Below are 15513 nucleotides of genomic sequence, written 5' to 3'. Positions count from 1 at the left end.
TTGGTTTTTTTTTTTTCCACCCAGGTATTGGGGGGGGGGGGGAGGGGAGAACCGGCAGGACAGCTCTCCGCTCTTGGGGACCCCCCCTTCTCCTCCCCCCCCCCCCCCCCCCCCGGGGCCGCGGCTGCTGAAGGCGGCGAGGGACTCGGGGTCGCCGGACACGCGTTCGGCGCCGATGGGCGGGTCGGGGTAGTCGCTCGGCCACGCGCTGTTGTAGGTGGCCTCGGAGAGTCCGCCGCTGGTGCGGTTGCTGCGGCCGGCTCCTACGGTGAGGGCGTTCTTGCAGGAGCCGGGTGAACCGATGGACGCCCAGTCCACGAAGCCCTTGGGCGAGTTCAGGCGCACGCCGGCGGTTCCCTCGTTGCCGGCGGCCATGACGACGAGCATGTCGCGCCGTTGGTGGACGTACGAGTCGACGTCGTCGGAGTCGATGGTGTACGCGGATCCGGTGGCGGCGCCCCAGCTGTTGTTGTGGACGCGGGCACCGGCCTGGTAGGCGGGCTCGAAGAGGTCGGCGAGGGAGAGGGGCAGTCCGCCGAGGTTCCCCGTCGCATCCATCACCGACTGGAAGTAGAGCTTCGCTTCGGGAGCGGCGCCGCGGATCTGGCCCTGGGAGGCGGAGCCGTCCCCCAGCACGGAGCCCGCTACGTGGGTGCCGTGGCCGTCCGGGTCGTCACTGTTGCCGGGGCGGCCGAATGCGACGACGTCGACGATGCGGCCCTGGAAGTCGGGGTGCGTCCGGTCGAGGCCGGTGTCGGCGACCGCCACGATCTGTCCCTTGCCGGTGAACGGTACGCCGCTGCTGCCCGCCCCGTTGGGGATGATGCCCATCAGGCGGACGGCGAGGTCGTTGCACAGCTTCGGCGGGACGTACTCGACCATGTCGAGCACGTCGGGGAGCTGGGGGATCTCCATCTCCAGCGGGGACCCCTCGGGGATCTTGAGCCGGATGCGGTGTGCGGCGGCGGCGATGAGCCGCAGGCCGGAGGAGTCCTCGTGGTCGGCGAGCCATGCCAGGACCGATTCACGGGAGGCCGTGTCCGTCAGCCGCAGGTCCCAGACGCGGCCGTCGACGGCGGACTTCGGTTCGCCCGCCGTGGGCGGCGTGGGGGCGTGGCCCGCGCGGAGCCGGACGGGGGCTGCCACGTGGGGACCGTAGCGGTCGACGGAGACCACGAAGTCGAGGTTGCTGAGTCGTCCGGCTTGGGATTCGGTGCCGGCCGCGAGGTAAGCGTTGACCGGGACGCTGCGCTGGAGCTCGACGCCGGTGGCGTCGATCTCCTCCCGGTACCGTTCGACGAGCGGTTCGCCGAGCTGGACGATCCACGAGGCGCGCTCGCCCGGTGCGACGGTCAGGGCGTCCGCGGCGCCGCTCCCTTCGGGGAAGGGGGATCTTCCGGTCACCCGCCCGCGCGCCATGGCGGACGTTTCGGCGCTCCGGGCGTCGTCCAGTCTGTCGACGGTCAGTCCGGCGTTCTCGAGTTCGGTGAGGTCGCTCTCGGCGATGTCTCCGATGACGTAGCTCTCGGTCTTGGTGGCGTTGCCGAGCATGCTCAGCGCCGCCTGTTCCTCGCCCTCGTGCATGAAGTATGCGATGACCCGCATGGCGGTTCCGTTCCTGGGCGCGCTCAGGCGCCCGAGCAGGGAGGTCGGGTGAAGGCTGCCCCGGGGCATCGGACGTCCGCACGCAATCTAACTGCGGAGAGTGACGAGGGATCGAGGGACACGCCTCCGCCCGGCGACTCGAGCCCACGGTGCGGGAGGTATCGATTCAGCACCCGAGCCGTTACGCCAGCAGGCGCAGCCAGGCCTCTGCGAGTGCGGCGTGCCCGGCCGCCGTCGGGTGTACGCCGTCCGCGGACCAGTGCTCCGGCCCGATCGGCGCCGAGAGCTGGGCGAACATGCCGTCGGCGGCGAGCAGGTGCGCGCCGTGCTTGCGGGCGAGCCTGCGAACGGCCTGGATCTTCGGGTCCAGGTCGGTGCGCCACTGGTTTCGCTGTTCCTCTCCGACGAGTGCGGCCCCGGCCTCGATGACGCCGCGGACGGGCAGGAGGAACGGCTCGACGAGGATCAGCTCCGTGCCCGCCTGGGCGAGGGGCGCGAGGAGACGGTCGTAGCCCGCTTCGAACTCCTCCACGGGGATCACGTGCCCCTCGGGATCCAGCGTGTGCCAGCCCATGTCGTTGACCCCGACGAGGATCGACACCACGTCCGGGCGTGCGTCGCGTACGTCCGTCTGCCAGCGGGCTTCGAGGTCGCTCACCTTGTCGCCCGCGTTCGCGGTGTTCAGCCACGTCACGGGCCGGTCCGGGTGCCGGAGCCCCCATTCGCCGGCGACGCGCAGCGGGTAGCCGAAGCCGAGACCGTCCTCGCTCCCCAGCCGTTGGCAGTCGGTGATCGAATCGCCGGTGAACACGATGGTGCTTCCCGGTCGGACGGTGATCGTCATGGCGCTCCTTGGACTCGGTGCGGAGAGGCCTTCCCAAAAGGTTCCGAACCCCACCGACACCGGACCGACAGCCGCTGACACGCCGCCGACACGGGAGCGTCATGGATGCACGACGGCCCGGTCGGACTCGGAGCGCAGGACGCAGAATTCGTTGCCCTCGGGATCGGCGAGGACCGCCCAGCCCGAACCGTCGGGATTCCGGTGGTCGGCGACGAGGGTGGCGCCGAGGCCCAGCAGCCGGTCCACCTCCTGCTCGCGCGAGGTCTCCGGGCGGACACACAGATGGATCCGGTTCTTGACCGTCTTGGGCTCGGGCACCTGGTTGAAGTACAGCACCGGGCCCTCCGCCAGCAGCACCTGGGTCTCCCGAGCCCCCGGTTCGTCGTCCGGGTCCATCGGGCGGCCCGTCACCTTGCTCCAGAAGCGGGCCAGTTCATAGGCGTCCGCACAGTCGATCGCCACGTTCTGCAATACCGAAACCATGCGCGCGAGTTTCCCCGATCCCCACGCCGAACGCCACCGAGCGCCGCTCACCCTGAGCAGGCTACGGGGAGCGGGTGCGTCCTGTCCGTCGATCCCGGTGTCCCGGTGGGGAGGGCGGCCGCCGACCCGCGTCACCGCGTGCGACGGTTTCAGGAGAAGGGCTGCTCGTCCGGCCGACAGGTGGTCCCGGGAGGTGGCAGGGTGCCGTCGACGACGTAGCGGCTCTCGTACGCCTTCACGCAGCTGCTGGCGTTGTTGAACAGGGCGGTGTGGCCGTACCCCTCGTGGGTGAGCAGGCGGGCGCCGGCCAGCTCCTTCGCCATGGCCTCGGAGCCCGTGTACGGAGTGGAGGGATCGTACCTGGTGCCGACCACCAGGACGGGGTGCGCGGTGGGCTTGTTCCACGGCCCGTCGTACCGGTCGGCGGCCCGGGCCGGCCAGGTGGCGCAGGGCTCCGCGGCCCAGGTCCAGTAGCGGCCGGCGTCGCCCGCCCGCGCTGCACCGGCCTCCTCCAGACGGTGGTAGGCGGCGGGATCGCGGAGGTTGGGGCTGTCGCCGCACCACACGGCCGCCGCCTGTTCGTCGCCGAGGTACGGGGCGGGGTGCGCGACGGGGGGCGGCGGCGGGAACGCGGCCGGCTTCGGGGCCCGGCCCTGCCACAGGTCCTGGAGGCGGCGGGCGAGGTCCGCCCAGCCCGGGTCGACGACGTACAGGCCGCTCACCGCGTCGGCGACCGTCCTGGCGTACGTCCACGTGCCCACCGGGCGTTCCCTGAGGCGCTGCATCAGCCGGTCGAACTTCGCACGGGTCGCCTTCGGGCTGCCGGCCGAGAAGGCGCAGCGGTCCGTGCCGGCGGATCCGCACAGGTCGAGGAAGCGGTCCAGGGTGGCCGCGGCGGTGCGGTCGGAGCCCATGCGCAGGAGCGTGGTGGTCCGGGCGTCCGGTCGGCCGTCGTTCGTCCACGCGGAGGGCGCGATGTTGCTGTCCAGGACCATGGCGCGGACCTTGTCGGGGAACAGGTTGGCGTAGGTGGCGCCGAGGATCGTGCCGTAGGAGAGGCCGAAGTAGTTGAGCTGCGGTTCGCCCACGGCCTGCCGGAGGAGGTCGAGGTCCCGGGCGGTGTCGGTGGTCGACACGTGGCGCAGGAGCTCGGCGTCGCGCTTCTCGCAGCGCCGGCCGAGGTCCTCGTACGCGTCGATCCAGGTGGTGCGCTCCTTCTCTCCCACGGGGAAGCCGGCCGGCCTGGACCGCGCCCACGCCTCGGCGGCGTCGGTGCTGTCGAAGCAGTTCACGGCCGTGCTGGTGCCGATGCCGCGCGGATCCCAGCTGACGATGTCGAAGCGCTCCCGCAGCTCTTCCGGGAAGGAGCCGTAGTTCTGCGGCACCTGCACCGTGCCCGGGCCGCCGGGCCCGCCGGGGTTCACGAAGAGGGTTCCGATGCGCCGCGCGCCGTCCGTCGCCTTCCTGCGGACCAGGGCCAGGTCGATGGCTCGGCCGCCGGGGTCGGCGTGGTCGAGGGGGACGCGGGCAGTGGCGCAGTCGTACGGGCTGCCGGGCCTGCAGGGACTCCAGTCCAGGCGGGGCACGCCTGCCGAGGGCGACGGCGCATGCTGGGCGGCGGCCGCGGGTCCGGGGCAGCTGAGGACGGCCGAGGAGACCGCCGCGGCGACGAGTGCCACGGCGCGGTGGCGACGGCCGCCTGCGGGTCCGGGTCGGGGCATGGTCCGCCCTCCTCCCGTCGCGTCGGGGCTCTGGCAGGACGAAGGCCCCTGGGACCACGAAACCGCGGTTCACCGTCCCGCGCGAGCCGAGGCACGGGCCGCAGAGCCGGCGGACCGGGATTCCGTCCAGCGGCCGATGCGGCGGGCCGTGCCCTGTGGCTAACGTCGAACCGGCGAAACGGAACAGGACGGCGAAGGCGATGACGCAAACGGAGCGGGTCGGCGATTGGCAGGGGGAGACGCTCGACCTGGACGGATACCTGGATCGGATCGGCTGGGGCGGGGAGCGGGCGCCGACGCTGGCGACACTGCGGGCGCTGGTGCGGGCGCACGTCACGTCGCTGCCGTTCGAGAACTTCGACGCCGTCCTCGGGGTGCCGATCCCGCTCGACGTGCCGAGCGTGCTGGACAAGCTGGTGCGCCGTCGCCGGGGCGGCTACTGCTACGAGCACGTGGTGCTCTTCGCCGCCGCGCTCCAGCGGCTCGGCTTCGCGTTCACGGCGCTGCACGGCCGTGTGACGCTCGGCTCGCAGAAGATCACGCCCGCCACCCACGCCCTGCTGCTCGCCCAGGTTCCCGGCGACGACCGCCGCTGGCTGTGCGACGTCGGATTCGGGGCCGGCCCTCTGGAGCCGCTCGAACTGGCCGACGGCTCCCGGTCGGACGTCGCGGGGTGGCCGTTCCGGTTGGAACGGCGCCCGGGGGACTACGGCATCGACCAGTGGTGGCTGTACCACCACGGGCGGGACGGATGGACGGACCGGCACACCTTCACGCTCACCGCGCACTACCCGGTCGACTACGCCGTCGGGAGCCACTTCGTCAGCACGCATCCGCGGTCGCCGTTCACCCGGCGACCGTTCGTCCAACGGTTCGACACCGACCGTCACCAGGTCCTCGACGGGGAGGTGTGGACGACGACGCTCCCCGACGGCACCTCCACCCGGCAGACCGTGCGACCGCACGACCTGAGACGAGTACTGGTGGAGGAGTTCGGCATCGTCATCGACGAGGGCACGGCGGCCCGGCTGACCGACGGCGCTGGCAGCGCCGGGCCTCCCTGACGACGTCCGGCAGGGTGGCACGTCCGGCACAGATGACCGAAATATTCTTGTTCGTCCTCCATAGTGGGTCGGTGACCAGTTCTCCAGCCCCGGCGGGGCGATCCGCGGGCGAGGAGTCGCGCCGTCCGGGTCGGACGGACTATGCGGGTGCGGTGTACGGCTCCCTGCTCGCGGCCTCGGTGGTGGCCGCGGCCGGTAGCGTCGGCGGCTTTCCCCGGCTTCACCTGGTGGTGGTGCTCCTGGTCACGGGCGTGGTGTTCTGGGCGGCGCACGTCTACGCGCACGTCGCCGGGGAGAGGGTGATCGGCAGGCCCCTCGACCGTCGGGAGGTGCGGCGGGTCGCGAGGCGTGAGTGGTCCATCGTGGAGGCCGCGGTGCTGCCCGCGGTGGCGGCGGCGATCAGCCCGTTGTTCGGCCTCGGCTACACCGGTACGGCGTGGCTGGCCCTCGCCGTCGCGGTGGCCCAGCAGGTGGCTTGGGCGACCCTCGGCGCGATCCGAGCCGGGGCGTCCCGCCGGATGGCGGCGGGGGAGGGCGCGGTCAACCTCGTACTCGGCCTCGTCATCGTCGCCACCAAGGCCGCGCTGGGGCACTGACACCACCTGACCTCCCGGCTTCCCTCGCCGGAGTCCCGGCGGCCCGAACCGGCTTGTCAGACCCGTCCGTTAACGTGCGGGCCATGGGAAACTCAGGCGGAACTCTGACGGCCCGGTCCACAGGCGAACTGCACCTGCTCATGCGGGCGGCCGGGTTCACGGGCGTCGACGACACGCAGACGTTGGCGGACGGCTGGCAGGTCGCGGACTTCGCCGACGCCGGACGGCGCAGCCTGGCGAACCTCGTCGAGGAAACGGGGGCACCGGCCATGACGGTGTGCTTCCTCGACAGCGACCTGGGGTTCGTCGAGGCGCTCACCCCGGACGGGACCGGTTGGGAGGGTCTCCTCAACCGGGAGATGGCCGACAGCTACGAGATACCCCTGGAGCAGTTCCCCGTCGAACCGGCCGTGGCCGGCGCACTCGCGTGGTCGGCCGCTGCCGGCCTGACGCCCGACGAAGAAGCCGTTCGGCAGACGCTCACCGGGTCGGCCCTGTTCGCGGAAGTACTCTCCACGTCCCTCCTGGTTGCCCTGGGGATACCCGGCGCAGGCGGGCCACCCGTGGCCTGAACTGGCCCGTCGGGCAACCGGAAACGGTCTCCGGCCGCGTAAGCCTGCGGATGCGGGGCAGGAGCGCGCAAAGCCGCCCGCCGTCAGCAGAAGGGGCCCCACCATGCTTCGCTCCGCAGCAGTTGCCGAGTCCGTACGCCCGGCCGACCCCGCCGAGGCGGTGCCGGGAGCGAGCGTCGGAGCCGGGGAGGGAGCCGGCCTCCTCGATGCGCTGCCGCTGAGCGCCCAGCCGCGGGACATGGCCCCTGCCGACGCCCGGGAGTTGTCGAAGCAGTTCCTCGTGCGACTGCGCTCGCTGGAGGAGGGCACCCGCGAGTACCAGTACGTGCGCGGCACGCTCATCGAGATGAACATCTCGCTGGTCCGCTACGCCGCGCGCCGCTTCCGCAACCGGACCGCCCAGGCCCGGGTGGAGCTGGACGACATCGTGCAGGTCGGGACGATCGGGCTGATCAAGGCCATCGACCGGTTCGACCCCGATCGGGGCGTCGAATTCGTCACTCTGGCCCTGCCGTTCATCGTCGGTGAGATCAAGCGGTACTTCCGTGACGCCACTTGGGCGGTGCACGTGCCGCGGCGGCTCCAGGAGCTGCGCGCCGAGATCGCCAAGAGCCGGGAGGCGCTGTGCGACCTCCTCGGCCGCGCCCCGACGGTAGCCGAGATCGCAGGCGACCTCGGCATCGGGGAGGAGGAGGTGATCGAGGGCATGGTGGCGGCGAACGGCTACGCGTCCGAGTCCCTCGACGCCGCGGCGGACGCCGACGCACAGCCCGGCTCCGCCTCCCCGGGCCGCCGGACGCTCGCCGACAGTCTGGGCGAGACCGACCCCGCCATGGAGCTCTTCGAGGACTTCACCACCCTGGCCCCGCTGCTCGCCGGGCTCGACGAACGCGAGCGGCGGATCCTTGCCATGCGCTTCGGCAGCGAGATGACCCAGGCCGCGATCGGCGCCGAGCTCGGCATCTCGCAGATGCAGGTGTCCCGCCTGCTGTCGCGGACCCTGGCCCGCCTGCGCGAGGGCATGCTCGCCTCGTGACGGGCCCCCGGTCGGCTCACCGGTCCCCGGCAGGCCTGCCGGTCCCCGATAGGCCTGCCGGTCCCCGGTCGGCCTACCGGCCGGGTGCCAGCCGTGCGACATCGAACTCCGCCCAGATGGCCTTGCCCTGTTCGTGCGCCTCGGCACCCCAGCGGTCGGAGGTCCGCTGGACGATGAACAGGCCGTGCCCGCCGGGCTGGGCCGGCTGGTGGGGGCGGCGCGGGGCGGGCAGGGAGGCGTCGCCGTCACTGACTTCGATGCGCAGCCGGGACGGGGACGCGTCGAGGACCAGCTCCAGGGGACCCCCGGCATGCAGCATGGCGTTGGCCACGAGTTCGGCCACGACCAGGACGATGTCCTCCGTGACCGCCCGGTCCACCCCGTACGAGGCCGCGGACCAGGACCAGTCGTCGAGCGCCTGCGCGGTGAACGCGCGGGCGCGGGCCACCGGTTTGGGCAGACCGGCCAGCAGCATGCGCCGGCGCTGGCCGGTCGGCGGGAGCGTGCTCTCGCCGGGGCTGCCGTCACCCAAGGTGCCCGGGCTGGTCGTCATGTGCGGGTACCCCTTCCGGTGTCGGCGTGTCGGCGTGACGTCGTGCACCGCGCATTGCGGTTCGTCCGGTCGGATGCCCCGATGCGCTCGGACTATGCCCTTGCGGCGGCCGGACCTACGGGCCTTTCATGAGGCCAGTGCCGCGTCCACCGACGCATGGATGGAGAAGACCGCCTGCGCGCCCGTCAGTTCGAGTACGCGCATCACCGCCGGCGCGACCGCGGCCAGCCGGAACTCGATGCCCGCCGCCAGCGCCGCCGCACGCGTCTTCAGCAGCAGGTTCAGGCCGGACGAATCGCAGAACCCGACCCGTTCGAGGTCGACCACGACCACACGCGGGTCCTGTCCGACCAAGCCGGACAGCAACTCCTGCGCGGGCGCGAGGGTCTCGATGTCGAGGTCGCCCGCAACACTGCAGACCGCCCCGCCTGCTGGCGTGCGGTGGACCTGCACCGTGAGCGGTGCCCCCTGCGGGTACCCGGCCGTCACTCCGGCTCCCTGCTCCTTCTCGGCTGGCATCGGCGTCGTTCCTCCAGAGAGTGCCCTTCGACCTTACGCAAGGCGTTCGCGTAGGGCCACACCCAGGAGTCGTGAGTCTGCGGCGGGTGTGCCCGTCAGGCGAGGGCGAGGAACAGTTTTTCGAGTTCTTCCTCGGTCATGGGGGCCTGGTTCTCGCCGGAGTCGCTCATGCACTGGCGCATACCACTCGCGACGATCTTGAAGCCGGCGCGGTCCAGGGCCTTGGAGACGGCGGCGAGCTGGGTGACGACGTCCTTGCAGTCGCGACCGGATTCGATCATGGCGATGACCCCGGAGAGCTGTCCCTGGGCGCGGCGCAGGCGGTTGAGGACCGCGCTGGCTGCGTCGTCGTCGACTTTCACTGGTGCCTCCCGGACTCGTGTGCTCAGCCCTGATGGTACCCCAGGGGGTATCCGGGCCGGACGGGTCGGCGGTCGCGGAGCGACGCAAGGGTGGCTTCGAGGTCGGCCGCGCGAGGGCGGTTGTGGGGGAGTCTGGCGAGGAGGGAGGCCATGCCGCAGGTGTCGGTGAGGGCGGAGAAGGCGAGCCCGCCCGCGACGCCCGCGGAGGCCAGGCGGAAGGCGGGGCGCAGACGACCGAGGGCCAGACCGGTCAGGACGACGGCCCCGGCGGTGAGGCGGACCTGACGTTCCATGCTCCACGGGGTGCGGAGTGTGGCGTCCGGGCGGTGCAGGGGGTGGCCGCCGGCTGCCCAGGCTCCGGTGCCGCCGGTGAGGGTGGTGGCGGTGATGCCGTGGGCGGCTAGGACGCGGGAGGCGTCCTCGGAGCGGGCGCCGGAAGCGCAGACGGCGAGGACCTCGCCGCGGCGGGCGGCGTGGCGGATCTCGGGGAGGGCCTGCCGGAGCTGGTCGAGCGGCACGTTGAGGGCGCCGGGGATGTGGCCGGCGGCGTACTCGCCGGGCGTACGGACGTCGAGGACGATCAGCTCGTCCAACCGGCTGCGGACCTGGTCGACGTCGAGGGTGCGGGTTGCGGTCATGGCGAGGTATTCCGTCCTGCTGGTGTGGTGTGGTGTGGTGTGGTGTGGTGCGGCGGCGGGTGGTCGTCCGGGTTCCCGCCGGCGGGCGGCTCAGCGGACCGCGTCGATCAGCATCAGGAGTGCCACGGCCAGGAGCGCGACGGCGAAGACGCGCTGGAGGGCTGGCCCGGTGACCCTGGACGCGAGACGTCGGCCGTCCCACGCGCCGAGGACCGCGGCTCCCGCGAAGGGGGCGATGACGGCCCACCGCACGGGGGTGCCGGTGTCGGCGCGCGCCGCGAGCGCGGCGAGGGAGTTGACGGTGATGACCAGGAGGCTGGTGCCGGCGGCGGCGCGCATGCGCAACCCCAGCATGCCGACGAGCGCGGGGACGGCGAGGAAGCCGCCGCCGACGCCGAGGAAACCGGTGACCGCGCCGAGTCCGGCTCCCGCGCCGACGGCACGGGCGGGTCCGGCGCGTCGCGGTTCCCGGAGGTCGGCGTCGGCGCGCTTGAGCAGGTGCAGGCCGGCGAGGGCCGCCGTCGCGGCGAACGCGGCGGTCAGGACGGCGTCGGGGACGCGGGCGGCGAGGGTGGCCGCGGCCAGGGAGGGCAGGATGCCGGCGGCCGCGAACAGTGCGCCGGACTTCCACCGGACGTTGCCGGAGGTGGCGTGGGCGTAGAGGGCGGTGCCGGAGGCGGCCGTGACGATGACGAGTGATGCCGTGGTGGCGGCCGCCGGGGTGAAGTCCAGCAGGTAGATCAGGGCCGGTACCGCCAGGATGCTCCCGCCGCCGCCGAGCGCGCCGAGGGCCAGGCCTATGAGCGCCCCGGCGACGAGGGCGAGGAGGAAGACGCTCACGTGACGGGGCCGCGGGTTCCGTGCGTTCCGTGTTCCGCGACGACGGGCAGTCCTGCGGCGGCCCGGGCGCTCATTCCGCCGTCCGTCGTCCGGCGGAGGGTCTGCACCGCAGTGAGGCGGGCCGGGCGACGGCTGAAGAGGAACATGGGGCTTCCTTCCGTTCGAACGGAACGGGGGGGAGGGGGACCGGCGGCTCAGCGGTCGGCGCCGGTGACCAGGGGCAGGCCGGTGTCGCGGGCGGCGTCGAACGTGTCGTCGACGGCCGTGACGTCGCGACCGGCCGCGTCCAGGAGGGAGGCGGCGATCGCCGCACGTGTCCCACCGGCGCAGTGCACCCACACCGTCCCGGCGGGGACGTCTGCCAGACGCCGGTGGAGGAGGTGGAGGGGAATGTGGACGGAGCCCTCGATCCGGCCCGCGGAGCGCTCGGAGTCCCGGCGCACGTCGAGGACGACGCGCCCCGGGGCGGGGGCCCGGGCGGCCAGGTCGGCGAAGGTGGCGCGCGGGAAGCTGCGCGGTGTGCGGCCGTCGGGGATCCAGTCGCGGACGGTGCCGGTGGCCGCGGCGGCCGGCCGGTCGATGCCGACGCGCGCCAGTTCGCGCTGGGCGCCGGCCAGCTGCTCGGCCGAGTCGGCCAGCAGGGTCACGGGCTTGCCCCACGGGACCATCCAGGCGAGGTGGCCGGCGGTCTTCCCGGTGGCCTCGAAGTTGAAGGATCCCGCGACGTGGCCTTCGGCGAACGCGACGCGGTTGCGCAGGTCTACCACCCATTCCCCGGCGGCCAGACGGGCCGCGATGTCGGCCGCGTCGGCGACCGGCGGGGTGCTCAGGTCCACCGGCGCGGGGCCGGCGGCGTTGGCCGGGCCCATGTGGGCGTAGTAGGCGGGCACGTCGTCCAGGCCGGCCAGTAGGTCGGCGACGAAGGCGTCGACATCCATGACCAGGGCGTCGTTGCCCGTCTTCTCCTTCCCGATCGTGGTGGCGTCGCCCTCGGACTGCGAGGAGGAGCAGAAGCTACCGAAACCGTGGGTGGGAAGCACCGGCGTCTCGTCGGGCAGCGCTGCGGCCAGGCGGTTCGCGGAAGCGTGCTGCGCGCGGGCCAACTGCTCGGTCAGCCGGGGTTCCACCAGGTCGGGGCGGCCCACCGAGCCGATCAGCAGCGACCCGCCGGTGAAAGCGGCGGCCACCGTCCCGCGTTCCGCGAGGACGTAGGAGGTGTGGTGCGGGGTGTGGCCGGGAGTGGCCAGCGCCCGCAGGGTGAGCCCCTCGTCCACGGTCACGGTGTCGCCGTCACGGACCGGGGTCCTGGCGAACGCGACACGGGCGTCGGCGGGTACCAGGTAGGCGGCGCCGGTCAGGCGTGCCAGCTCCAGACCGCCGGAGACGTAGTCGTTGTGCAGGTGGGTTTCCACCACGTGGGAGATCCGGACTCCGCGCACGGCTGCCGCGACCAGTACGCGGTCCACGTCGCGCGGCGGGTCCACCGCGACGGCCGTCTTCGCACCGCCTGCCAGGTAGCTGCGGTTGCCGAGCCCCTCGGTCTCGATGATGTCGATGAAGAACACCCGAATGTCCCTTTCGTCGAGGATATTACCCCCGGGGGTATATCTCGACTCTAGCACGGGTACCCCCGGGGGTATTTTTGTCCGCAGTGTTCGGGGCCGTACCGCCCTCGCGCAGCCGTCGGGTCAGCCCGCGAGGAGGGCGGCGAGGAGTGCGTCGACGTCCAAGTCCTCGGTACCCGGCGGGACGAGGGCGCGGGTCCGCTCCAGAAAGCGGTCGAGCGAGGGCGCGTCCGCGAGGAACACCGCCTTGGCGGGCCCGTGCGTGTTCCGGCCGTGCAGTTCCATCCGCACCGTCCGTCCATGGGCGGCGGTGGTGACCGGACGGAAGAAGACGTCCCCTCCTCCGGCCGGCCGGTGGAGGCCGTCGATCAGCGTTTGGCGGTCGAAATGCCAGCACGCCAGGCGCACCGTGCGATGGAAGAACTCCGCCCGCACCGCCAAGGGGTCGGTGGGGGCGTAGGTCAGCCGGGCACGCAGGGGCACGGGCGTCTGGCCTGCGTCGGCGAGCTGCACGTCGATGTCAGCGGACACACGGGACATGGAACGGGCCTCCGGATGGGGTGAGGGCCGGTGGGAGTCGGCCGCACGCCTGCCCCGCCCGCTCCGCGCCAAACGGGCCGGCCGGACCGGCCCCGGCTCAGGACCGCCCGGACGCCCGCAGGGCCTCGATCAGCCAGGGTTGGAAGGGGAGGTGCCCGGGGACGACCTGCCAGTCGTTGACGGTCCACACCAGGCGCCAGTACCGGGCGACGAGCGGGTCGTGCCCCCGCCCGAACTGCCGGGCCATCCACTCCTTCAGCTCGGGGCCGGCCGGGCGGCCGAGTGCGGTGGCGAAGCGCGCCACGACGGCGTCGACCACGGGTACGGCCCCGTCACTGTCCGGGGCGGTGTCGGCGGCCATCGCGGCGGTGACGGCCTGCCTGGCGTGCTGGACGAGGTCCGCCGCCGTGCGGGGAGCGACACCGGGCACGGCGTCCTCGTCGGCGGGTGGCACCGCTGCGTGGGCCAGGCGCGTGCGGAAGTCGCCGTCGGCGATGAGCTCGGCGATCTCCATCCATGCGGCGAGCTGCGCGTCGGAGGGGTCGTCGGGGAGGTCGGGAACGGCGGTGCGCAGGGCGGCGGCCGCACTCTTCGCGGCGGGGGTGTCGCCGTCGAGGCCCTGGAGGAAGTCGGCCACCAGGCGGCGTCGTTCGTCTGAGGCGAGCTGGCTGAGGCGGTGCATGCGAGTGGTCTCCTCGGGAGTGGCGCCGCGTCGCGCGATGAGCCGCAGGATCTTCAGACGCATACGAAGTGCACGGATCTGCAGTTCGGCGGCGTCGGCGTGTGCGGCGGCGACCTCGGCGAGCAGGAGGTCGCCGTCGAGGACGCGGCGGGTGGTGGTGAGATCGACGTCCAACTCCCGCAGCACCCCGATGGTCCGCAGCCGCTGGACCGCCGATTCGTCGTAACGGCGGTGTCCGGCCGGGGTGCGGTGGTTCGGGGGCAGCAGTCCGGTGTCCGAGTAGAACCGGATCGTCCGTACGGAGATGCCCGTGGCGGCCGACAGGCTGCCGATCGAGTGCGGGGGTGTGGTGCCGTTCATGACGTCCACTCTCCGATCTCCAGCCACTGGAGGGTCAAGCCGCCCGGACGGTCGGTCTCACGCGGTGATCACGACGAGGGGATTCGGGCCGCCGCCCGGAAAGACGGGAGCCTCTCCTGCCGGGGAGCTTCCCGGCAGGAGAGGCCGAAGGGTTCACCCGTCAGGTGCGGTACGCGTAGTAGACCGCGTTCGGGTAGGCCGCGATGATGCTCGCGAGCGACTTACGGTACGTGTTGGTGGAGTGGTACGTGAGGTACGGCATTCCGTTGCCGCTCCGGTACGTCACCATCATGGAGTGGTCCTTGGACCCGTCCTTGTTGAAGTCCACCTGCACGATGTCGCCGATGTCCGCCTGGTACACGTTCGCCAGGTTCGCGGCGCGCTGGTTCGAGAGCGTGAACCAGGCCCACTCGTTCGCGCCGACCCAGGAGTCGCTCTGGCGGGTGCCGTCGTACCACCAGTTCCGGTAGTCCGTGGAGGAGCCCGGGACGGCCTTCCAGCCGCCCGCCTTCAGCGCCTGGCTGATGAAGTTGGTGCAGTCGCCCCCGGCCCCGTTGAACTTGCGGTACGCGGGGTTGTAGTTGCTCCAGTACTTCTCCGCGTACTTCGCCATGGCGGCGTAGTCGTAGGCGCCGCCGGTCTTCGCCTTGGGCTTCGCCGGAGCGGGGTACTTCGTGGACGCGGGCGTGCCGTCCGGGTACTGGTTGCCGTCGTCCTTGACGACGGCAGCCGCGGCCGTCACCGGCTCGTTGACGGCGACGAGGCCGTTGTTCTGGGACTTGATCGACGTCAGTTCCCAGGAGCCGCCGCGCTTGCTGGTGAGCGTCAGCTCGTATTTCGTCCCGATGTCAGTGGTTGCCGGCTCGTCCCCCCGGAGCTTCTTGTAGGTGAGCGTGGTCTGCTCGGTGACCTGGACGACCGCCTTGCCGCCGGCCACCGTGGCCTTGTCCACGACGACGCGGGTGTCCCCGCCCGTGTAGGCCTCGCCGAGTTCCGCCAGCCGCGTCTTGCGGGAGCGCAGCGACTGGATCGCGGCGTCCTCGTCCTTCTTCAGCTTGGCCGACATACGGGTCTTCGTGGCGCCCGGGCCGGAGCCGGGGCGCCCCGCCTGGTCCTCGACCAGCGCCTGGGTGCGCTGGGAGAGGACGTCGTCGGCGATACGGGCGAAGGCGTCGGCGGTGGCGCGGTCGGCCTCGCGGGGCCCGGGTTCCGCGGTCGCGGAGTACGCGAGCATGCTCCCGGACGCCAGGGCTACGGTCAGGGCCGCGATGGCGGCGGGCCTGAACCTCTTAGGTATCACTCTGTTTCCCCTTGTCACCCGGTCCGCACGAACCGGGGGACGGAATCTTCGCACAACTACGCGACTGTTTCGTCGCGTTCCGCTTGGCAGGCGGCGACCCGGCGGGAGTCGCCCCGTTCGCCGGGCGGACCGCCTCCGCTTGATCACTGTGGACCGCTCGTCGATCACTCGGCGTGATGCCGCCCACCACCGGCCCGACCTCATAGGAAGTGCATCTAGGGTGTGCGGGAAAG

18 protein-coding genes are annotated in these 15513 nt (G+C 72.3%); 4 read left to right on the top strand and 14 right to left on the bottom strand.

Annotation, left to right across the window (positions count from 1 at the left end; genetic code table 11):
* From ACZ4VL_RS27105 to ACZ4VL_RS27090, 4 genes are all read right to left on the bottom strand, one after another.
* Window positions 1-1605, bottom strand: a 1605-nt coding sequence (locus tag ACZ4VL_RS27105) for a S8 family serine peptidase (RefSeq protein WP_468204816.1), incomplete at its 3' end; no start/stop codon positions are given.
* Between the two features lie 181 nt (window positions 1606-1786).
* Window positions 1787-2449, bottom strand: a complete 663-nt coding sequence (locus ACZ4VL_RS27100) for a GDSL-type esterase/lipase family protein (protein ID WP_468204814.1) — start codon at window positions 2447-2449, stop codon at window positions 1787-1789.
* Window positions 2450-2548: 99 nt separating this feature from the next.
* Window positions 2549-2932, bottom strand: coding sequence for a VOC family protein (locus ACZ4VL_RS27095; RefSeq protein WP_468204812.1), 384 nt, complete (start codon window positions 2930-2932; stop codon window positions 2549-2551).
* Between the two features lie 149 nt (window positions 2933-3081).
* Window positions 3082-4653 carry an alpha/beta hydrolase gene (locus tag ACZ4VL_RS27090; RefSeq protein WP_468204811.1) on the bottom strand — a complete coding sequence of 524 codons (1572 nt, stop codon included), beginning with the start codon at window positions 4651-4653 and terminating at the stop codon, window positions 3082-3084.
* Window positions 4654-4853: 200 nt separating this feature from the next.
* On the opposite strand from ACZ4VL_RS27090, the gene ACZ4VL_RS27085 reads away from it, so the two are divergent.
* The 4 genes from ACZ4VL_RS27085 (at window position 4854) to ACZ4VL_RS27070 (ending at window position 7921) form a co-directional block, all read left to right on the top strand.
* On the top strand, window positions 4854-5717 hold the full coding sequence (locus tag ACZ4VL_RS27085) for an arylamine N-acetyltransferase family protein (RefSeq protein ID WP_468204809.1): 864 nt from the start codon (window positions 4854-4856) through the stop codon (window positions 5715-5717).
* 71 nt (window positions 5718-5788) lie between these two features.
* Window positions 5789-6313, top strand: coding sequence for a hypothetical protein (locus tag ACZ4VL_RS27080; RefSeq protein ID WP_468204807.1), 525 nt, complete (start codon window positions 5789-5791; stop codon window positions 6311-6313).
* Window positions 6314-6396: 83 nt separating this feature from the next.
* Window positions 6397-6885, top strand: coding sequence for a hypothetical protein (locus ACZ4VL_RS27075; RefSeq protein WP_468204805.1), 489 nt, complete (start codon window positions 6397-6399; stop codon window positions 6883-6885).
* A gap of 103 nt (window positions 6886-6988) precedes the next feature.
* Window positions 6989-7921, top strand: a complete 933-nt coding sequence (locus tag ACZ4VL_RS27070; RefSeq protein ID WP_468204804.1) for a SigB/SigF/SigG family RNA polymerase sigma factor — start codon at window positions 6989-6991, stop codon at window positions 7919-7921.
* 73 nt (window positions 7922-7994) lie between these two features.
* On the opposite strand, the gene ACZ4VL_RS27065 is transcribed toward ACZ4VL_RS27070, so the two are convergent.
* The 10 genes from ACZ4VL_RS27065 to ACZ4VL_RS27020 all read right to left on the bottom strand — a co-directional run bounded on the left by ACZ4VL_RS27065 (window position 7995) and on the right by ACZ4VL_RS27020 (window position 15280).
* A complete protein-coding gene (locus tag ACZ4VL_RS27065; protein WP_468204802.1) occupies window positions 7995-8474 on the bottom strand; it encodes an ATP-binding protein in 480 nt (159 codons plus the stop codon).
* 126 nt (window positions 8475-8600) lie between these two features.
* Window positions 8601-8993 carry an STAS domain-containing protein gene (locus ACZ4VL_RS27060; RefSeq protein WP_468204800.1) on the bottom strand — a complete coding sequence of 131 codons (393 nt, stop codon included), beginning with the start codon at window positions 8991-8993 and terminating at the stop codon, window positions 8601-8603.
* 95 nt (window positions 8994-9088) lie between these two features.
* Window positions 9089-9355: a metal-sensitive transcriptional regulator gene (locus ACZ4VL_RS27055; protein WP_468204798.1), complete on the bottom strand. Its 267-nt coding sequence runs from the start codon at window positions 9353-9355 to the stop codon at window positions 9089-9091.
* Window positions 9356-9378: 23 nt separating this feature from the next.
* Window positions 9379-9993 (bottom strand): rhodanese-like domain-containing protein, encoded by a 615-nt coding sequence (locus ACZ4VL_RS27050; protein ID WP_468204796.1) that lies wholly within the window; start codon window positions 9991-9993, stop codon window positions 9379-9381.
* Window positions 9994-10083: 90 nt separating this feature from the next.
* Window positions 10084-10833 (bottom strand): sulfite exporter TauE/SafE family protein, encoded by a 750-nt coding sequence (locus ACZ4VL_RS27045; RefSeq protein ID WP_468204794.1) that lies wholly within the window; start codon window positions 10831-10833, stop codon window positions 10084-10086.
* On the bottom strand, window positions 10830-10979 hold the full coding sequence (locus tag ACZ4VL_RS27040; protein ID WP_468204792.1) for a hypothetical protein: 150 nt from the start codon (window positions 10977-10979) through the stop codon (window positions 10830-10832). Before ACZ4VL_RS27040 ends, ACZ4VL_RS27045 begins: the two co-directional genes overlap by 4 nt.
* 48 nt (window positions 10980-11027) lie before the next feature.
* Window positions 11028-12398, bottom strand: a complete 1371-nt coding sequence (locus tag ACZ4VL_RS27035) for an MBL fold metallo-hydrolase (RefSeq protein ID WP_468204790.1) — start codon at window positions 12396-12398, stop codon at window positions 11028-11030.
* A 123-nt stretch (window positions 12399-12521) separates the two neighbouring features.
* Complete coding sequence (locus ACZ4VL_RS27030; RefSeq protein WP_468204788.1) at window positions 12522-12929, bottom strand: SsgA family sporulation/cell division regulator; 408 nt, start codon at window positions 12927-12929, stop codon at window positions 12522-12524.
* A 106-nt stretch (window positions 12930-13035) separates the two neighbouring features.
* A complete protein-coding gene (locus ACZ4VL_RS27025) occupies window positions 13036-13980 on the bottom strand; it encodes a helix-turn-helix domain-containing protein (RefSeq protein WP_468204786.1) in 945 nt (314 codons plus the stop codon).
* A gap of 160 nt (window positions 13981-14140) precedes the next feature.
* On the bottom strand, window positions 14141-15280 hold the full coding sequence (locus ACZ4VL_RS27020; protein ID WP_468204784.1) for an amidase domain-containing protein: 1140 nt from the start codon (window positions 15278-15280) through the stop codon (window positions 14141-14143).
* Window positions 15281-15513: the final 233 nt, after the last annotated feature.

The sequence above is a fragment of the Streptomyces sp. NPDC029014 genome (genome assembly GCF_055564695.1).
Note: the sequence above shows the minus strand (reverse complement) of the source record. Positions and strands in the feature narration are given on the sequence as shown.

What these genes read in the sequence shown, in the direction of transcription:
- ACZ4VL_RS27050 (WP_468204796.1), bottom strand. Translation starts at nt 9,993, where the DNA reads ATGACCGCAACCCGCACCCTCGACGTCGACCAGGTCCGCAGCCGGTTG.
- ACZ4VL_RS27070 (WP_468204804.1), top strand. Translation starts at nt 6,989, where the DNA reads ATGCTTCGCTCCGCAGCAGTTGCCGAGTCCGTACGCCCGGCCGACCCC.
- ACZ4VL_RS27090 (WP_468204811.1), bottom strand. Translation starts at nt 4,653, where the DNA reads ATGCCCCGACCCGGACCCGCAGGCGGCCGTCGCCACCGCGCCGTGGCA.
- ACZ4VL_RS27085 (WP_468204809.1), top strand. Translation starts at nt 4,854, where the DNA reads ATGACGCAAACGGAGCGGGTCGGCGATTGGCAGGGGGAGACGCTCGAC.
- ACZ4VL_RS27100 (WP_468204814.1), bottom strand. Translation starts at nt 2,449, where the DNA reads ATGACGATCACCGTCCGACCGGGAAGCACCATCGTGTTCACCGGCGAT.
- ACZ4VL_RS27040 (WP_468204792.1), bottom strand. Translation starts at nt 10,979, where the DNA reads ATGTTCCTCTTCAGCCGTCGCCCGGCCCGCCTCACTGCGGTGCAGACC.
- ACZ4VL_RS27095 (WP_468204812.1), bottom strand. Translation starts at nt 2,932, where the DNA reads ATGGTTTCGGTATTGCAGAACGTGGCGATCGACTGTGCGGACGCCTAT.
- ACZ4VL_RS27025 (WP_468204786.1), bottom strand. Translation starts at nt 13,980, where the DNA reads ATGAACGGCACCACACCCCCGCACTCGATCGGCAGCCTGTCGGCCGCC.
- ACZ4VL_RS27065 (WP_468204802.1), bottom strand. Translation starts at nt 8,474, where the DNA reads ATGACGACCAGCCCGGGCACCTTGGGTGACGGCAGCCCCGGCGAGAGC.
- ACZ4VL_RS27060 (WP_468204800.1), bottom strand. Translation starts at nt 8,993, where the DNA reads ATGCCAGCCGAGAAGGAGCAGGGAGCCGGAGTGACGGCCGGGTACCCG.
- ACZ4VL_RS27075 (WP_468204805.1), top strand. Translation starts at nt 6,397, where the DNA reads ATGGGAAACTCAGGCGGAACTCTGACGGCCCGGTCCACAGGCGAACTG.